We start from the raw sequence: 18,352 nt of genomic DNA, 5'->3' as shown, positions 1-18,352 counted from the left end.
TCACCTTCTTTGTCGCGATCTTTGCATCAGGCTATGAAGCAAAATAAATAACCATTAGAAAACGGGCTCTGGGAGAGCCCGTTTTTTAGTTGGAGAGAAAGTAGCTTTTCCCCACTTTTGCTATTTCTACTTCTCCTTTATAATTTTGTTTCGCTTCCGCAACTAACTGATTCAGTTCACCAAAATGTGGAAGGTGTGTTAGGATTAATTTTTTTACCTTTGCTTCCTTTGCAAGTAGGCCTGCCTGTCTACCACTCATATGACCGGGAATTTGACCTTCAAAAGACTTGTAAAGATTCGATTCACTAATTAATAAATCGACCATAGAAGAAAAGGAACCAAGCTCTACAAACCATTCTGTATCTGCAGTGAATACGACTGATTGACCCTCTACAGTTAGCTTTATCGCTAAGCAATATGCTGGATGGGTAGTTTTGATCGTATGGATCACAAATGGTCCTATTGCGTATTCCTTATTTTCTTCTAATACCTTTCCCTTTGTATGTTTATTAAATGTAAGCTTTTGAAAAAAATCCTTCTCATGATTGGGGGCATAAATAGGCAATGTTTTTACATCATTGTTTAATTGACTTTGTATCAACTTACTATACTGTAATGGACCAATATCGGCCACATGATCATGATGAAAATGTGTTAGAATGACAGCGTCAAGCTCGTCTATAGAAATATAGTTTTGCAGAGAGGATAACACTCCACTACCACAATCCAATAAGAGATGAAATCCTTTATCTTCAATTAAGAACGAAGAGGTTGCACTATTTGCTTTTGGATAACCTCCCCATATACCTAAAGGAATGATTTTCATTTTTAACACCTCCTATTTTCTCATCAATAGCCGTTATAGGTTATATCCTAATTAGAAGTCTCCCTTGTCCGCCTCGCCCGCATTTTTGCTCGCTGCTTCACGGTCTTGTGCCATTTCTTCGACAGTTTTGACCTTTCGTCTTGCTGCTCCTCGATAATCTTTTGTCGGTACTAAAGGACCTTCTGCTAATCTTATTTCTGCTTTCGTAATGGCATCACGGTATTGTGGTAACCACTTCGCTTGCGATACAAGCATTTCGTCAACCATTTGCCAAATTTCCTTTGGATTACAAACAGCCCCAACTAATGGATCCATCATCATTGCTTGTCGCAATAAATAATCATCACCATGAATAGCTGCTTCTACAGCTAATCTTTGAACAGAAATGCTCACATTACAAACTGCTGCTGGGCCTAATGGTAAGTCGCCAACAACGGGCATGCTTATACCATTTCGGTCTACAAACCCGGGCGCCTCAATGATCGCATCTTCAGGAAGATTGCCGATAACACCATTATTCACCACATTAAAATGGCCTCTATATGTACGTCCAGTCTCTAATCCTTCTAAAATATAAGAACCGTGCTCCTCTCCCCTATTTTCATGCTTAAATTCAAATGCCGGCTCTTTTAACCAATTAGGAAAATCTGTCTCGAACCAATTACGTCCTTCTGTACATACCCTTAAATATCCACCAGTTTCCCCGTTGATCCATGTTCCTAAATCAATCCAGTCATTAATTTCTTCTGGACGCTTTCTATACCATGGTAAATATTCACTTAAGTGGCCATTGGATTCAGTACTAAAATAACCAAATCTTCTTAACATATCAATTCTTACTTTCTCTGTTTTGCTATATTCTGAATGGTTTTCAAATGCTTCTAATAGTTCAGCTGTTTTATCCTCACCAGCTACTTTCACTTGAATATACCATGTTTGATGGTTAATACCAGCACAGATGATATCTACTTCTTCTCTTTTCTTTCCTAACACCTCGGCAATTTGCTTATGCCCATTTTGCACACCATGACAAAGCCCAATTGTACGAACCCCACCATATTGATTACATGCCCATGTTAACATAGCCATTGGATTTGCATAGTTTAATAAGAGTACCTCAGCATCTGCTACATCACGAATATCTTTACAGATCTCTAACATTTCTGCTATTCCACGTTGCCCATACATAATTCCACCAGCACTTAGTGTATCACCTACACATTGGTCTACTCCATACTTTAATGGAATTTCAATATCAGCTTTAAAAGCTTCCAATCCACCTATTCGTACAACATTAAATATATATTTTGCATTCTTTAAAGCTTCCCTGCGATTAGTTGTTGCTTTAATTTGAATATCTAAGCCATTTTCATCAATATCTCGCTGACAAAGCTGTGTAACCATTTCTAAATTTTTTTGATTAATATCAGTAAAGGTAACCTCAATCTTCTGGAATTCTGGTACGGATAATATATCTCGTAACAGTCCTCTCGTAAACCCAATACTACCTGCACCGATAAAAGCAATTTTAAATGTCATTACCATTTCCTCCTTGATAAAATCGTTTAAAAATAGCTTATCACGATTTGATTGAAAGCGATTTAAAAATAATCGCTTATCAGAAGAAAAATGTATAAAATCCTAGCATTTATATATCCCTAAAATGTCTACGATAATTAGATGGGCTTAATCCGGTACTTCTACGAAAGACACTACTAAAGTATTGACTTGTATTAATTCCTACATATGAAGAGATTTCCGTTACAGCAATATCTGTTTTCTCTAATAACATTTTGGCTTTTTCTATTCTAACCCTTGAGATATATTCGTGTAATGTCATACCTGTAGACTGTTTAAAAATTCGGTGTAAGTAGCTCGGATGGATATGAGCCACGTTCGCTAATTGCTCCACGGTTATGTCATGATCATAATTTTCGTGAATATATGTAATAACCTTCTTTACATAGTTCTCGTTCTTACCATTTTCTTCATGATTTTGTTCCCTACGCTGTCTAGCAATAATTAATAGTAACTGCAAAAGGAGGTTATCAATCATCATAGAGTTTTCGTTTGATTGATTATCTAGCTCAAATACTAAATTTCTTAACGTATAATATATATGATCAGCATCTCTTAATATAAAAAAAGGTTCCTCAGATAAAATTGCAGATGGAAATGAGTCATCTAGCTTCGCTAATTTTTCCAGTGAAATGAGTCTTTGCTCGCCACTTCTCCACTCAAACTCCAAATTTAACATTCGACAAGGTCTGTTCTTCTCAACAACAAGGCGATGCGGAATATGGCTTTGAATAATTATATATTGTCCCTTTCGCATACCAATACATTCATTATTTATCTCAACCCTACAGCTTCCACTAATTACATACATAATCTCTGTAGCTTCGTGGTGATGAAAAGGCATCTCAAATTCCTTCCATTCCTTAAAATAATAAGCTACAGCTTGAGGAAAAACATTTAAATCCAACATAGAACACCTTCTTCTTATCTTCCTATATACATCATAAACGATGAAGCAAGTGCTTGCACAAAAATTGTAGAAATATGCTATACTACAAAATAGATTTGATTTATGCTAGGTCATGGAGGAAGCAAAATGTCAGATATAACTTATAAAAATAAAATTAATCGAATACGTACCTTTGCATTGAGTCTCATTTTTATCGGTTTTGGAATTATGTACATTGGTTTACTTGTCAAAAAAGTAGAATGGCTTATGCTTATTTTTATTATTCTTGGTATGATTGCAATCGTATTTAGTACAGTTGTTTACTTTTGGATTGGGCTATTGTCCACAAGAGCAGTTCCAATAATTTGTCCAACCTGTGAAAAACCGACAAAAATGCTAGGTCGTGTGGATGCTTGTATGCATTGTAAGCAGCCTTTAACATTAGATAAGAGTTTAGAAGGTAAAGAATTTGATGAAAGCTACAACTCCAAGAGAAGTTAGAATGATACTTCCATTGGTGAAGGTTTTCCTTGTTGAAATACTAAGTCTAAAGAAAAACACACGAGCAATAACTCGTGTGTTTTGATATTAAACAATTTGTTTTTTATCTTTTTTACACTCTTGACATACTCCATATACTTCCATTCGGTGGTGGCTAACATCAAATCCTGTAATTTGTTCTGCCAATGATTCCACTTCATCCAAGCTAGGATAGTGAAAATCAACTATTTTTCCACAGCTTTCACATATAATATGATAATGCTTAGAAGTATTACAATCAAAGCGACTAGAAGAATCTCCATAGGTTAGCTCTCGCACAAGACCAATTTCTCGAAAAACTCGTAAATTATTATATACGGTAGCTACACTCATATTTGGAAACTTACCTTCTAAAGCCTTATAAATATCATCAGCAGTAGGATGAATTTCTGCATTTAATAAAAATTCCAACACCGCATGACGCTGTGGTGTGATACGAACTCCAGATGACTTTAGCTTTTCAACAGCCTCTTGTAACATATGTTCCGACACCCGCCATGCACCTCGCTTTCTCCTACAATTATTTTTAATTATTAATAACTAGTTTACAATATAAACTGTATTAACACAATTATTAAATTATAATCCTTATAATTAGTGTAAACCCTTCAAGTCTTTTCTGTCAATAAAAGTATACGAATTATTGCTGATTTTATGCTTTAATCACTTTTATATTGGAAAATTCGATTTGCTCCATTGTTTCTTGTTAGAAAAACTTGCTTTCGCTCGTCCTTTAGCGAATGCTCAGTTTTGCTTATACTTTGCACCATAAAATTTCAGCTACGTTGAACTTCTGCTGTGTAGAACTCTTATGCTTTCTTAACGCATTAGAAAAACTCGCATTCGCTCGTCCTTTGGCGAATGCCTAGTTTTGCTTATACTTGGTACCTTAACATTTCAGCTACGTCGAAACGCCACTGTGTAGAAATTTTATACTTTCCTAACGTACAAAAAAATACAGGAATCGATCTATGCTTTCGATTCCTGTTTCCTTCATTGAGGTTTTTCATAAGCTATGGCTCGAAGGGATTAGCTTAATTCTTCACGAATATAGCTTAATGCCTTTTCAACATGTCCCTTTACTTGTACATTACGAAACTCTTTTTGAAGAATTCCTTGTTTGTCTATAATAAAGGTGGAACGAACAATTCCCATATACTCTTTACCGAATTTATTCTTTAATTGCCAAACATTAAATTGCTCCGCAACCTTCTTGTCTTCGTCAACGAGTAGTTCAAACGGCAAACTATGCTTATCAATAAATTTTTTATGACTTTCTTCGGAATCTGGACTCACTCCTAAAATAACGGCATCAAGATCCTGGAAGCTCTCATAATTATCGCGAAAGTCACACGCTTCCGTTGTACAGCCTGGTGTATCATCCTTTGGATAGAAATAAAGAACAACATGTTTCCCTTTATAATCAGATAGCTTAACTGTTTCACCTTTGTTATTCATTAGTTCAAAGTCTTGTACTTCTTGTCCAACTTCTACTGTCACTTCAAATCCCTCCAATGAAATTTACTCCTTCTAGCGTACTGGAATTAGAAGAAAGACTCAACTAAAAACTACTTGTGACGTCTATCATTTCCTTGCCAAATCTTAATAAAAAACGCGGGCGGTAAAATGTAACCAATCAATGCCTCCAGTAAAGCAAGTAGTCTCCCCCAGCCGATTGGCGTAATATCTCCATAACCGACTGTCATTAAAGTAACTCCACTGAAATAAAAGGAATGTGCTAATGTTTCAAACGGTGATAACCTCTTAAGCTCACCATCTTCTAATAAGAGTACTCCGTGGAAGGACAAAACGAAATACAAGCATGCAAAGGATGTTAGAACAGTAAAGTACACTACGAGTAAAGTATAAAAAATTTCGTATGAAAAATAACTTCTTTGATGAACCTTTCCAAAAATAAATGCGTATAAGCTCCCACATAATAATACCCCAATGATCAAAACAGAAATGATTGCTATCATTCTAGACCAATCTCCACTCTATTTATATTTTCACAGCTAACTCTAAACTAATAGAACTACAGAGGTAACCATTATTGGAATAACCTGTCCCTTGATGGCAGTCTCACTTTATTTATTCCTACTTTTAGTTTACGATGGACAAGTAGAGGTGATGACAATTGATCAAAATTTATATAGTAGAAGATGATCCAAAAATTCGAGATATTCTTGCTGATTTTTTATCTAAATATGATTATGAAATAAAAACGGTGGACGACTTCGATCTTATTCAAGAGGAATTTTTACAGTGGGAACCTCATCTAGTTCTATTAGATATAAACCTACCACGATTCGACGGTTTTTACTGGTGTCGTAAAATTCGTGCACGTAGTAATTGTCCAATCATCTTTATATCAGCAAGGGATAGCGGGATGGATCAAGTAATGGCTATTGAAAATGGCGCAGACGATTACATTACAAAACCGTTTCAACTGGAAGTTGTATTAGCGAAAATTAAAAGTATTTTAAGACGTGTATATGGAGAGTATCGCACGGAAAAATCGACTCAAGTAATCGATTTTGAAGGTCTTACATTAGATACAACGACGTTTATTCTTTCCTTTCAAGACAAAGAAGTACTATTAACAAAAAAGGAATGCCTCCTAGCTCAAGCATTTTTAACACATCCAGATCAAATTATCTCTAGGGAATTTTTACTGGAAAGGCTTTGGGACGATCAAGATTTTGTTGATGACAATACATTAAGTGTCAATATCACTCGTATCAGAAAAAAATTATCTGAGCTTGGGATTGATCAAGCCATTTCTACCATACGAGGTGCGGGTTACAAACTTGAAAAAACATGGGTGAACAATAAATGAAAGCATATGTACAGGATCAACTCATATCCATTCTTTTCTTTTATTCGCAAGTTGGTATTCTTTTAATCATCGCAAGACTGGCAAGCTCTGTTAGTGCTGAAGCGATTAGTACTGCAAATCTGATGTATATGCTCCTTGTTGCTACCAGTTTTTTAGTTATCTATCATATCTTTCGTTATATGAAGTATCGAGAAATATATCAATTTACCGCAAAGGAAACGAACGAGGCTGCATGGCTTCCAGATGCTCCAGATCAATTAACGAGACAATTAAAGGAGCATTACGAGAAACAGTATCACGCTTATAAGCAACAGTTAGAAAAGCTACATGCGGAGAAGAAACAGGAAAATATGTTTATGCAGCAATGGGTTCATCAAATGAAAACACCATTATCCGTAATAAGTTTAACCATCGAAAATGAGCAAATAAATCTCCCCCATGCATTCAAGCAGGATATGGAAGAAGAACTAGATCGGATGAAGAATGGGTTACAGCTTGCTTTATACCAATCTAGATTACAACAGTTCGAACGAGATTTCCATGTGGAAAAGATTGATCTGAATCAACTAGTCAGAACAGTCATTCAAGAGTATAAATCCAGCTTTATACGCCATCATGTATATCCAAAAATAGAGATACCATCTAATACGTATATTTATTCTGATCAAAAATGGCTAGGTTTCGTCCTTGGACAAATTACAAGTAATGCCATTAAATACGCAAGTGGAACAAAGACTAACATAACCTTTTCTACTGACAATCAATATGGTTATTATACTTTATCCATAATAGATCAAGGTATTGGTATTCCTAAACAAGACATTAAACAGGTATTTCATCCTTTTTTCACTGGAGAAAATGGCCGAAATTATCAAGAGTCCACTGGGATGGGACTCTATTTAACGAAACAAATTTGTGATGAATTACATCATCAGGTTTCCATTGATTCTGAGGTTAAGAAGGGCACTAAGATCTCCATTTCCTTTAACGCTTCATAGAAATCTTACAATAATGTAAGGTTTCTTTTTACTTTTGAAAGAATTATGAATAGGTTATCTCGACATATTGCATTTATAATAAAATTACTACAGTGGGAAAGGTTGGATTACTATGCCATTATTAGAAGCAAAAAATATCTCAAAAATATACGGAAACAATCGTGGCATTGAACATAGGGCCATCGATAATATCTCATTTGAAATTGAAAAAGGAGAATTTGTTGGGGTAATGGGTCCATCAGGTAGCGGAAAAACAACCTTATTAAATGTTCTCTCTACTATTGATCGATTATCTGCAGGTACTATCGAAATTAATAACGAGAATGTTACAAAACTCTCCAAAACAAAGCTCGCAAAATTCAGAAGAAAGCAAATGGGATTTATATTTCAAGACTTCAATTTATTAGAAACCTTAACCATAGAAGAGAATATAATGCTACCACTCACTCTTGACGGGTGTAAGGTAAATGAAATGGAGAAAAAACTTAGTAAAGTTGCCAAACAGCTAGGGATTGATACGATTTTAAAAAATAGAATCTTTGAAGTATCTGGCGGCCAGATGCAACGTGCTGCTATTGCCCGGGCAATTATTCATCAACCCGCCATTATATTTGCAGATGAACCTACAGGAAACTTAGATTCTAAAGCATCAAAGCAAGTAATGGAGGCCCTTTCCACTCTAAATGAAAAGCAGGAGGCAACAACCCTAATGGTAACACATGACCCTTTTGCTGCAAGTTTCTGTGAAAGGATACTATTCATTAAGGATGGAAGAATTTTTAACCAGCTCTATAAAGGGGAAAATCGTCAAACCTTTTTCCAGGAAATATTAAATGTTCAATCAATGCTTGGAGGTGATACAGATGACCTTCAGACAATTCGCATTTAATAATGTAAAGCGCAATGCACGTCAATATATGAGCTACTTCTTTAGCTGTATGTTCTCTGTTGCCGTGTTCTTTATCTATGCTGTTATTATGTTTCATCCTGAAATTGATGGACATGAATTTCGGGAAGGCGTCCAAAGAGGGATTATGGCAGCAGAGATCATCATATTTGGTTTTTCTTTTCTGTTCGTTATGTATTCGACTGGTGCCTTCATTAAATCAAGGAAAAAAGAGTATGGTTTGTTAATGACATTAGGAATTAGTAAGTCAAAATTAAACCGGATGCTCATACTAGAAAATACGATCATTGGTGTTGTTTCTATACTTGCAGGAATTCTAGTTGGCATGCTATTTGCAAATTTATTTATTATGGGTTTTTCCAAGATACTAGAACTAGAAGGAACATTAGGTTTTCATATAGCACCAAAGGCTATCATTATCACTGTCATAAGTTATTTCTTGATGTTTGAATTCAATTCTATTTTTGTAGTTTGGACATTGAAGACAAATGCAGTAGTAGACCTATTACGAGGAGTGAAAGCGAACAAACGCCCTCCTAAGTTCTCCTGGGTATTAAGTATCTTAGGATTAGCTCTAGTTATAGTAGCATATTATTTAGCTGCCACCTCTACCCTTATCACGATCGTTTATCGAATGTTTTACATCTTATTATTAATCATCCCTGGAACATATTTGTTGTTTACTCAATTTTCGGTTGCATTCATTTATTTATTGAAAAGAAGGAGAAATCTTTACTTTCATAAAACAAATTTGCTAACAATATCTGACTTAAGCTATAAATTAAAGGATCATGCAAGATTATTATTTTTTGTAACCATTTTAAGTGCTGTAGCATTCACTGCCTCTGGGGTATTATTTGGTGCTTTTAAAAGTGCAGAAGCAGAAGCGAACGCTTATTACCCGCAAGATGTTTCATTTTTAGCCAAAGGTGAAGATAATATTGCCATGATGGATAAAGAAATGGATACTGTCTTACAAAAATTTGAACAAGCTAACATCAACTATCAATCCATCACGGTAAATCGAACTCAGGCACAGCTCGAGAATCTAGGGGAAATGAACTGGGCTGATCTAATTTCTTTTTCCGATTATCAGCAAATAGCAGATCTAAATCAATATTCAAGTAAACAGAGTATAAAGGAAGATCAGATGTATATTATGCTTCCTAATATCGTTTTACCTGGAGAAGCTGATTTTCCTGAGGAATTAACCGTTAGCTCAAATAATTTTCAAGCTGTGCTTAATGTTGATACTATCACTTCAGTCATTAATACAACGATACACACTCGTTATACAATCGTCGTACCTGATCAAATTTTTGATGAATTCGCCAATGTTGCTGATCCAAATGAACAATATCGTTACACAGCAATGAATGTTCCTAATTGGACCAATCAAGCAGATCAAATAGTAGAGATTATGAAACATGTAAATAATGACATAGTAGAAATAGATGCAAGTGCTGATTTCTATGTAATGATGAAAAAAACTCTTGCACACACCTTATTCTTTGGGCTATTCATTAGTGTACTATTTTTCTTAGCAGCGGGGTCCATTCTCTATTTCAAATTATATCAGGATTTAGACAAAGACATTAGCAAATATAAAGCATTGTACCGAATTGGTTTAACGAGAAAAGAAATGAAGGCAAGTATTACTCAAGAGATTGCCTACTTGTTTTTTATCCCTTTTACAGTTGCAGTGATTCACGCAGGATTTGCTTTTAAGGCATTACAAAATATGTTAAGTGCTTCTGTATTATGGCCTAGTGTCATGTTAATAAGTTGTTATTTAGCTATTTATGCGGTTTACTTCTTTTTTATTAGAGGTTTATATATTTCCAAAATTAAACATGTCCTGTAACAGATTATTTTTCCCTTCATGGTAGTTAGTGCTATAATTAATCATGCATTTTCTTTCATGGAGGGATTTATTATGCAGTTTACTAATTCAGAAGCTTTACATAAAGAAGCACAGAAACATATAGTAGGTGGAGTAAATTCACCATCTCGAGCATATAAAGGAGTTGGTGGAGGATCTCCCGTATATATGGAGCGTGCAAAGGGGGCTTATTTTTGGGATGTTGACGGTAATCAATACATTGATTATCTCGGCGCATATGGGCCTATTATTACTGGTCATGCCCATCCACATATTACGAATGCTATTCAAAAGGCAGCAGAAAATGGCGTGCTATTTGGTACCCCTACAAAATTGGAAAACATTTTTGCTCAAAAACTAAAAGCTGCTATTCCTTCAATGGATAAGGTTCGCTTTGTCAATTCAGGAACAGAGGCTGTGATGACAACAATTCGAGTTGCAAGAGCTTATACAAATCGTGAAAAAATAATTAAATTTGCTGGCTGTTACCATGGACATTTTGATGCGGTACTTGTCCAAGCGGGTTCAGGTCCATCTACATTAGGAAACCCCGATTCAGCTGGAGTAACAGAAGCAACCGCAAAGGAAGTCATTACTGTTCCTTTTAATGATATGGAAGCTTTTCAAGAAGCTCTCCATCATTGGGGCGACCAAGTAGCTGCTGTTTTAGTTGAGCCAATTGTCGGTAATTTCGGCATTGTGGAACCCCACCCTGGTTTTTTAGAAAAAGTAAATCAGCTCGCGCACCAAAATGGTTCTCTTGTTATCTATGATGAAGTAATAACGGCCTTCCGTTTTACATATGGTTCTGCGCAAAAATTAGTAGGAGTCGAACCAGACATGACAGCACTGGGAAAAATAATCGGTGGTGGATTACCAATTGGTGCATATGGTGGAAAAAAAGAAATAATGGAACAGGTGGCACCATTAGGACCAGCCTATCAAGCTGGAACAATGGCAGGTAATCCTGCATCCATATCAGCTGGAATTGCTTGTTTAGAGGTTTTAAGTGAAAAAGGGTTATATGATCGCCTTGATTACTTAGGAGCGATACTCGAAGACGGAATGAACAAAGCTGCTCAAAAATATGGCATTGATATTACAGTAAATCGATTAAAAGGTGCACTAACCCTTTATTTCGGAAAGGAAAAAGTGACCAATTATGCTCAGGCAGAGGCAACGGATGGAGAGAAATTCGGTCAATTTTTTAAATTAATGCTAGAACAAGGTATTAACTTGGCTCCATCAAAATACGAAGCGTGGTTTTTAACGATTGCCCACACAGAAGCTGATATATTAGAAACCATTCGTTGTATTGACACAGCATTTCAGAAGATGAGTTAAAGGAAACCCGGAGTTTTAGTCCGGATTTCCTTTGTTAAAGAGATGGTTGCACTTTTTGACTTGGTTTGATTAAAAACAAAGTAATAAGAAAGGCTACGATGCTTAGTGCTGCTAAAAACCAATATAAAACCGACAAGTTATTCTCCATAATAATGGCAATGATAGGTGGACCTGCCGCTACACCTAAAAAACGCATACTGCTATATAATGAGGTAATCGTCCCCCTAACATCTTTTTCTACTCCTTCTGTAATAAGGGCATCTAGACAAGGTAATGACACACCAATACCAACACCTGCTATTGTTAATAAGAAAAGAACACTAACAATACTTGCATCACTCTTCACAAAAAATAAGGCACAAGCAGCAATAATATTACCGATTGCGATTAACCATTTCATCATTATTTTGTTTTTCCCTATTTTTTTTCCGGCACCATATGAGGCAAGACAAAGAAACAAAAGCGGAATGGCAAGATAAAGCCCCTTTCTCACACCATCTATTAAGTATCTGTCCTCAAGTAATGTTGACAAATGAAACAAAAACCCAAATAAAACGAACATATTGATACTCCCAATAATAAATGTTGTCATAAGCCATTTGCCGTTATAATGAAAGACTTTTTTTAGAGATCCTAAAAACTCAGAAAATGTTTGATTTGATTCTTGTTCTTTTTTCGGTGTTTTCACCATAAATAGTACTAATATAATGGAGATTGCCGAGAATATCGGAATAAAAATAAATGGTAAATACCAGATCGCTATAGCTAAAGCGGCACCTATAATGGGACTTAAAACCTTTCCAAACGTATTCGATGTCTCAATTAAGCCAAGTCCAGTACTGACCTCTTCTTCATCCTTGAATAAATCACCAACTGTTGGGATAACTACTGGGAACGCACCTGATGCCCCCACCCCCTGTAAAAAACGCCCAACTAATATAAGAAAATAGGGCTCATCCATACTCCATGCTGCAAACGCAGCAATCAATCCGCCAATTCCTGTCAATAATAAGCTAGGAATGATTACTTTCTTCCTGCCTATTTTGTCGGATAAGTAGCCAGCTAAAGGAATTAATATAATTGCTACAACGGAATAGACAGTAATGATTAAACTGGATTGAAAGGATGTAATGTTTATTTCTTTCTCGATTATGGGTAATACAGGTATTAACATAGAATTTCCTAATGTCATCATTAGTGGAATGGATGCTAGAGCGAATAAATCCTTTTTTTGCCTTCCATCATGCTACTCCTTCTCATGTATACTTTATAGTTGACCTTCTTCCTATTCTTCTCTGATTTAAAATTTTCATACCCTTTCTATGCTCTGAAGTTTTTTCATTCCATTATCGGTGGTATACTTGTGAAAAAAGTGCAGTATATCTACAAAAGAGGTTGTGGGTACGTCTTTTGCAACTAATTTTAAAACGAACTAAAAGTTGGGAGGAACATTTATATGAAGCTCGGGGCACGGATGTTAAAAACAGGTATTGCTGTAGCTGTAGCTTTATATGTTGCCAATCTAATCGGAATTCCATCACCAACTTATGTTGGAATTGCAGCAGCATTTGCGATCCAACCAAACATTTACCGCTCCTTCCAGACGATGTTTGAACAAATTTATGCAAATTTAATTGGAGTCAGTATTGCAGCAATTGTTGTTTTTACGATAGGGAATGATCCTATTGTTATTGGATTTACAACTATTATCGTTATTGGAATATGTCTATATCTAAAAATGAATGAAAACACAATCGCGCTTGCTATTATTGCCATACTTGCGATTATGGAAACGACTGAAATGTTGCTCCTACATTTCGCAGGATTGCGATTTTTTTCGTTAAGCTTAGGAATTGTTTCAGCATTTATCGTAAATATGGTTTTTTTACCACCTAATTATGAGCAAAAATTATTTAAACATATTAACCGAGTAACAACGGAGATTTTACAATGGCTTCGTATTTCGACAAGACACCTTTCCGATGAGCCAGCATTGAAGGTGGAAGTAGAAAAGCTACAAAGGGAAATCAAGCTTATTGACAATACTTATTTATTGTTTAGCGAGGAGAGAATTTACCGTAAAAAAAACCGAATCCCTAAAATGCGTAGACTAGCGGTTTTTAAGCAAATGATTATCACATCCAAAAAATCTCTCGAAACATTAGAAACGTTTCACCAATATGACAACAAGATTGAAACAATACCAAAGGAATTCCAAGGTGTACTTGTGAAGGAGTTAGATAAAATTATTTATTCTCATGAGAGATTATTATTAAGTGCTATGGGAAGAATTAGAAGAAACCAAACAAAATTGGTGCAGGAGATTACAACACCAAACATTCCTCACGTTGTAGATCAATTGTTTCAACTTTATGAAAAGGATGAAGAAGATCCATTGTCCCTACTCCCATTAGCCGCTCGTTTAATGGAATATCATAAAGAAATTCTTCATCTGCAAACATTGCTTTACAGCTACCAAAAGTTTCATCAAGGTATGGTAATCGAAATAGAGGAAAAGAAAAAACGAATATTACCTTAAATTAAAAGCCCCTACTAGAGCTGTATAGTAAGGGCTTCATTTGGTTCAATTATTTTGTTCATCTAATTCCTGGATTTGATAGAGGTTATAATAGCTTCCTCGCTTTTGCATTAATTTCTGGTGATTTCCTTCCTCTTTAATAAGACCATTTTCAATTAAAATAATACGATCAGCATGAGTAATGGTTGACAATCGATGTGCTACTATAAACGTTGTGCGATCAGAGGCTAGTTTCTCTAATGCTCCCTGTATTAAGCTTTCGCTCTCCAAATCTAATGCAGAAGTTGCTTCATCTAATATCAATAATGGTGGATTCTTCAAGAAAATACGTGCAATAGCGACTCGTTGCTTTTGCCCTCCTGACAATTTCACTCCACGCTCGCCAACTAGAGTATCATACCCATTTGATAATTCACTAATAAATGTATGTGCATTTGCCGCTTTAGCAGCTTCTATTACTTCTTCGTCTGTGGCATCAGGGTTTCCCATGCGAATATTCGCAGCAATTGATTCACTAAAGAGAATATTATCCTGTAACACCATACCAATCTTGTCTCTCAATGATCGAACCTTAACGTCACGAATATCCGTTCCATCGAGTAAAATCTGACCACTCGTTACATCATAAAATCTAGGTATCAGGCTAATAATGGTAGATTTTCCACCACCACTCATCCCTACTAATGCAATGGTTTCCCCTTTTTTCGCTTTTAAGGAAATATCCTGTAATACCAGTTCCTCTTCCTCGTCATAGCGAAAAGAAACATGATCAAATTCAATTTCGCCTTCTACTTTTTCTAAATTTTGTGCATTTGGTGAATCTTTAATATCGTATTTTTCGTCAATAAATTCAAAGACCCGATCCATAGAAGCAATGGATTGCACTAGTACTGTTGATGAACTAATAAGGCGTCGTAAAGGGTTGTATACAAGATCCATATAGCCTACGAAAGCAGCAATTGTTCCAACCGTTAATCCAGAGGTTATAGCAAAATATCCGGCAAAGCCAATTACTAATAATGGAGCAAGATCCGTGATCGTATTCATCACCGAAAATGTCTTCGCATTCCACGCCGTATGATCAATCGCTCTATCTAAGAAATTTTTATTCTGTTTATCGAATTGCCCCTGTTCATATTCCTCTAATGCAAAGCTTCTTGTAACAGGAATCCCTTGAACGCGTTCATGTAGATGTCCCTGTACTTGCGCCAATGCTTGTGACCTTTTTCTTGTTAATTCTCGAAGCTTTCCATAAAATATTTTTACTGATATTCCGTATAAAGGAAATAATGCAATGGCCACAATCGTTAACCAAACATCAAGATAAAGCATAATTCCGATCGCAATTAAGATGGTAACCATGTCCAGCCAAACATTCATAAGTCCAGTCATTACGAAATTTTTCGTTTGTTCCACATCATGAACAACACGTGAAATGATTTCACCGGTTTTCGTCCTTGCGTAAAACTGCATACTTAAGCGTTGGATATGATCAAATAATCTCTCACGGATATCGTATAGGATTTTATTTCCAGTCCATTGGGCCAAATATTGGCGGTAATATTCAACTGGTGGACGTAGCACAACAAAAACAAATCCAGCTACACCCATGAGCCAAGCTAATTCTGTTAATTTTTCATTGGAGCTCATTGTTTCAGAACCGATAATGTTGTCAATGACATATTTAACAATTAATGGAATTAATAAAGGGATCCCAAATTTAATGATCCCGATAAATATCGTTAATAAAATTTTCCATTTGTATGGTACAACATATTTTATATATCTTCTAATACTATCCAAATGATATTCACCTTTCTCTATGTTAGTGTAAGTTTTAAGATCGATAGGTCAAAAAAAGCTCATACCACTGATCTACAAACTCAGGTGAAAATGGTCCTTTCCTCTGTCTAATCCAATGTAATAAGTGCTCTACATTATTTTTTAATATTTTGTCTAATACTTTGGGATAATTCATCTGTTCCTTGTGCAGCTCATATTCATCCTCATCCAAAAGGGTATAAGTCATATCTGGAAATACTTTAACATCCAAATCATAATCGATATATTTAACAGCGCCATCCTCAAAAACAAACGGTGAACTAATATTACAATAGTAATGAATGCCATCATTACGTAACATTCCGATTATATTAAACCAATATTTCACATGAAAGAAACATATTGCTGGTTCTCTTGTAATCCATGTTCTACCATCACTTTCTGTCACAAGGGTTTTATCATTTGCCCCAATTACGCGATTGTTCGTTCCCTTCAATATGGTCGTTGTATCCCAGATACGATGGAGCTGACCATTATGTTTATAGCTCTGTATTTGAATGTTTCTACCTGGTTCAAGGCCATCCATACGTATCTTCCTTCCTATAATTTTTTTATTTTTATTTACATCTTAAGATGCGTCTTTTAGGTCATCCTTTATTATAACGATAAAATTTTATAAAATAAAATAATACAACTAGAATGAACCGAATATATCTATGTAAAAATAAGTAAATATCCCTATATATAGAAAAAGCTTAGATCATTGTGAGAATGATCTAAGCCTTTGATTTAAATGTTATTTTTTGTTGCTTTCAGACTTTCTGTTTTGTGCTCTTACTTCTTGAGCATTTGTTTCGCTAGCGAACTCAGTACCAAATTGTCCTTGACCTTGAGCAGCTTGTTGGTTTTGGCGCTTAACCTCTTGAGCATTTGTTTTGCTTGCTTGTGCTTGGTTAGCTTTGTTTGGTTGTTTAGCCATCATAATCACCTCCACGACCATTAATTTACCCACCTAAAAACTTTTTATCCACGAATTATAAATAGAAAAAAATGGTTAAATCAATTCGGCCACGCGATGGCTTAATTACCGTTATATTCTTGTATTTGAGATAATACCTTTTGATGTGAAACAGGCATCGGATATTGTGTTACTTCATCTAGAGGCAGCATCAATCCTTTTGGTTGGCCTACTCCTTTTATTCGCCAAACATCCATATTCCATGTAATATGGGAAAAAACATGCTTAACTGGCTTTAATTTTTCTAATTGAATTACATCTATTTCAAACTTTTCCTTTATATAGGTTTGAAGCAATGACTCGCTTACTTCCTTTTTGCTTACCATTGGAAATTGCCACATTTGAGCGAGCAACCCAGTATCTGGTCTTTGTTCTAACATAACCTTTTCAGTTTCATCTTCGATCACTAATGTAAAGTGGTCCTCTATTTTCTGTTTTGTTTTTTTTGATTTTATTGGTAATGATTGCTCTACACCTTTTGCAAATGCGGTGCAATGATCTTGAACAGGACAAAGCATGCAGCTTGGCTTTCTCGGTGTACATATGAGTGCACCAAGCTCCATTAATCCCTGATTAAAATAAGATGGATTTTCCTCTGATATCAGTTCACGGACAGCTTGTTCAAAAATTTTCCTTGTTTTGGCCTTAGCAATATCTTCCTCAATCAATAATATTCTTGACAATACACGCATTACGTTTCCATCAACCGCTGGTTCTGGTTTATTATACGCAATACTTAGTATGGCACCTCTTGTATATGGACCAACTCCTTTTAGATTCCCAAGTGACTCCACGTCATCTGGCACCTTAGCATCATAATTTTCGACTACCTCCCGTACCGCTGTTTGCAAATTTCTGACTCGAGAATAATACCCTAATCCTTCCCATGCCTTTAATACTTCTTGTTCATCTGCTTCTGCTAAGGCAGATAATGTAGGAAAAGATTTAGTGAACTGATTAAAATATGGAATAACGGTATCCACTTTTGTTTGTTGTAGCATAATTTCTGACACCCATACTCGATATGGATCTTGATTTTTGCGCCAAGGAAGATTTCTTTGTTCTTTTTCAAACCAATCGATTAAATCTTTACGAAATTGGGGTATATTAATAGTAATGGCTATATGATCATGATTATTTTTCACAATAATTCATCCTTCATGTTACAATGTTGTTAGAAAAAGTGTTATTCGAGTTAGATAATTTTTTA

At 35.5% G+C, this 18,352-nt stretch carries 18 protein-coding genes; 7 read left to right on the top strand and 11 right to left on the bottom strand.

Annotation, left to right across the window (positions count from 1 at the left end; translation table 11 throughout):
• Positions 1-85: 85 nt before the first annotated feature.
• From ACZ5N5_RS10785 to ACZ5N5_RS10775, 3 genes are all read right to left on the bottom strand, one after another.
• Positions 86-826, bottom strand: a complete 741-nt coding sequence (locus tag ACZ5N5_RS10785) for an MBL fold metallo-hydrolase (protein ID WP_109985558.1) — start codon at positions 824-826, stop codon at positions 86-88.
• 51 nt (positions 827-877) lie between these two features.
• Positions 878-2,365 (bottom strand): alpha-glucosidase/alpha-galactosidase, encoded by a 1,488-nt coding sequence (gene melA, locus ACZ5N5_RS10780; protein ID WP_277678152.1) that lies wholly within the window; start codon positions 2,363-2,365, stop codon positions 878-880.
• Positions 2,366-2,474: 109 nt separating this feature from the next.
• Positions 2,475-3,314: a helix-turn-helix domain-containing protein gene (locus ACZ5N5_RS10775; RefSeq protein WP_277678153.1), complete on the bottom strand. Its 840-nt coding sequence runs from the start codon at positions 3,312-3,314 to the stop codon at positions 2,475-2,477.
• 126 nt (positions 3,315-3,440) lie between these two features.
• Between ACZ5N5_RS10775 and ACZ5N5_RS10770 the strand changes: the two genes are divergently transcribed.
• The gene (locus ACZ5N5_RS10770; protein ID WP_054861472.1) at positions 3,441-3,794 is read left to right on the top strand and encodes a DUF2614 family zinc ribbon-containing protein; all 354 of its coding nucleotides are present in this window, start codon (positions 3,441-3,443) and stop codon (positions 3,792-3,794) included.
• A gap of 87 nt (positions 3,795-3,881) precedes the next feature.
• On the opposite strand, the gene perR is transcribed toward ACZ5N5_RS10770, so the two are convergent.
• From perR to ACZ5N5_RS10755, 3 genes are all read right to left on the bottom strand, one after another.
• The gene (gene perR / locus ACZ5N5_RS10765) at positions 3,882-4,313 is read right to left on the bottom strand and encodes a peroxide-responsive transcriptional repressor PerR (RefSeq protein ID WP_425454603.1); all 432 of its coding nucleotides are present in this window, start codon (positions 4,311-4,313) and stop codon (positions 3,882-3,884) included.
• Positions 4,314-4,862: 549 nt separating this feature from the next.
• Entirely contained in the window at positions 4,863-5,333 is a 471-nt protein-coding gene (gene bcp, locus ACZ5N5_RS10760; RefSeq protein ID WP_054861482.1) for a thioredoxin-dependent thiol peroxidase, read from the bottom strand.
• A gap of 68 nt (positions 5,334-5,401) precedes the next feature.
• Positions 5,402-5,812: an ion channel gene (locus ACZ5N5_RS10755; RefSeq protein ID WP_277678154.1), complete on the bottom strand. Its 411-nt coding sequence runs from the start codon at positions 5,810-5,812 to the stop codon at positions 5,402-5,404.
• Between the two features lie 158 nt (positions 5,813-5,970).
• On the opposite strand from ACZ5N5_RS10755, the gene ACZ5N5_RS10750 reads away from it, so the two are divergent.
• From ACZ5N5_RS10750 to ACZ5N5_RS10730, 5 genes are all read left to right on the top strand, one after another.
• Positions 5,971-6,672 (top strand): response regulator transcription factor, encoded by a 702-nt coding sequence (locus ACZ5N5_RS10750; protein ID WP_054861470.1) that lies wholly within the window; start codon positions 5,971-5,973, stop codon positions 6,670-6,672.
• Positions 6,669-7,670: a sensor histidine kinase gene (locus ACZ5N5_RS10745; protein WP_054861469.1), complete on the top strand. Its 1,002-nt coding sequence runs from the start codon at positions 6,669-6,671 to the stop codon at positions 7,668-7,670. The genes ACZ5N5_RS10750 and ACZ5N5_RS10745 overlap by 4 nt, the downstream gene beginning before the upstream one ends.
• 112 nt (positions 7,671-7,782) lie before the next feature.
• Entirely contained in the window at positions 7,783-8,559 is a 777-nt protein-coding gene (locus ACZ5N5_RS10740; protein WP_109985562.1) for an ABC transporter ATP-binding protein, read from the top strand.
• A complete protein-coding gene (locus tag ACZ5N5_RS10735) occupies positions 8,534-10,441 on the top strand; it encodes an FtsX-like permease family protein (RefSeq protein WP_277678155.1) in 1,908 nt (635 codons plus the stop codon). Before ACZ5N5_RS10740 ends, ACZ5N5_RS10735 begins: the two co-directional genes overlap by 26 nt.
• Positions 10,442-10,513: 72 nt before the next feature.
• On the top strand, positions 10,514-11,803 hold the full coding sequence (locus tag ACZ5N5_RS10730) for a glutamate-1-semialdehyde 2,1-aminomutase (RefSeq protein ID WP_109985563.1): 1,290 nt from the start codon (positions 10,514-10,516) through the stop codon (positions 11,801-11,803).
• A 34-nt stretch (positions 11,804-11,837) separates the two neighbouring features.
• Here ACZ5N5_RS10730 and ACZ5N5_RS10725 read toward each other — a convergent pair whose 3' ends face one another.
• A complete protein-coding gene (locus tag ACZ5N5_RS10725) occupies positions 11,838-12,998 on the bottom strand; it encodes an MFS transporter (RefSeq protein ID WP_464372453.1) in 1,161 nt (386 codons plus the stop codon).
• 261 nt (positions 12,999-13,259) lie between these two features.
• On the opposite strand from ACZ5N5_RS10725, the gene ACZ5N5_RS10720 reads away from it, so the two are divergent.
• Positions 13,260-14,342: an FUSC family protein gene (locus ACZ5N5_RS10720; RefSeq protein ID WP_277678158.1), complete on the top strand. Its 1,083-nt coding sequence runs from the start codon at positions 13,260-13,262 to the stop codon at positions 14,340-14,342.
• A 45-nt stretch (positions 14,343-14,387) separates the two neighbouring features.
• Here the strand turns inward: ACZ5N5_RS10720 and ACZ5N5_RS10715 are convergent, their stop codons facing one another.
• The 4 genes from ACZ5N5_RS10715 to mutY all read right to left on the bottom strand — a co-directional run bounded on the left by ACZ5N5_RS10715 (position 14,388) and on the right by mutY (position 18,287).
• Positions 14,388-16,145 (bottom strand): ABC transporter ATP-binding protein, encoded by a 1,758-nt coding sequence (locus tag ACZ5N5_RS10715; protein WP_277678159.1) that lies wholly within the window; start codon positions 16,143-16,145, stop codon positions 14,388-14,390.
• Between the two features lie 34 nt (positions 16,146-16,179).
• Complete coding sequence (gene ntdP, locus ACZ5N5_RS10710) at positions 16,180-16,710, bottom strand: nucleoside tri-diphosphate phosphatase (protein ID WP_109985567.1); 531 nt, start codon at positions 16,708-16,710, stop codon at positions 16,180-16,182.
• A gap of 210 nt (positions 16,711-16,920) precedes the next feature.
• Positions 16,921-17,103 carry a gamma-type small acid-soluble spore protein gene (locus ACZ5N5_RS10705; RefSeq protein WP_054787376.1) on the bottom strand — a complete coding sequence of 61 codons (183 nt, stop codon included), beginning with the start codon at positions 17,101-17,103 and terminating at the stop codon, positions 16,921-16,923.
• A 101-nt stretch (positions 17,104-17,204) separates the two neighbouring features.
• Complete coding sequence (gene mutY, locus ACZ5N5_RS10700; RefSeq protein ID WP_277678160.1) at positions 17,205-18,287, bottom strand: A/G-specific adenine glycosylase; 1,083 nt, start codon at positions 18,285-18,287, stop codon at positions 17,205-17,207.
• Between the last annotated feature and the right edge of the window lie 65 nt (positions 18,288-18,352).

This window comes from Gracilibacillus sp. JCM 18966 (assembly GCF_055392695.1).
This window is presented reverse-complemented; position numbering and strand designations above follow the sequence as displayed.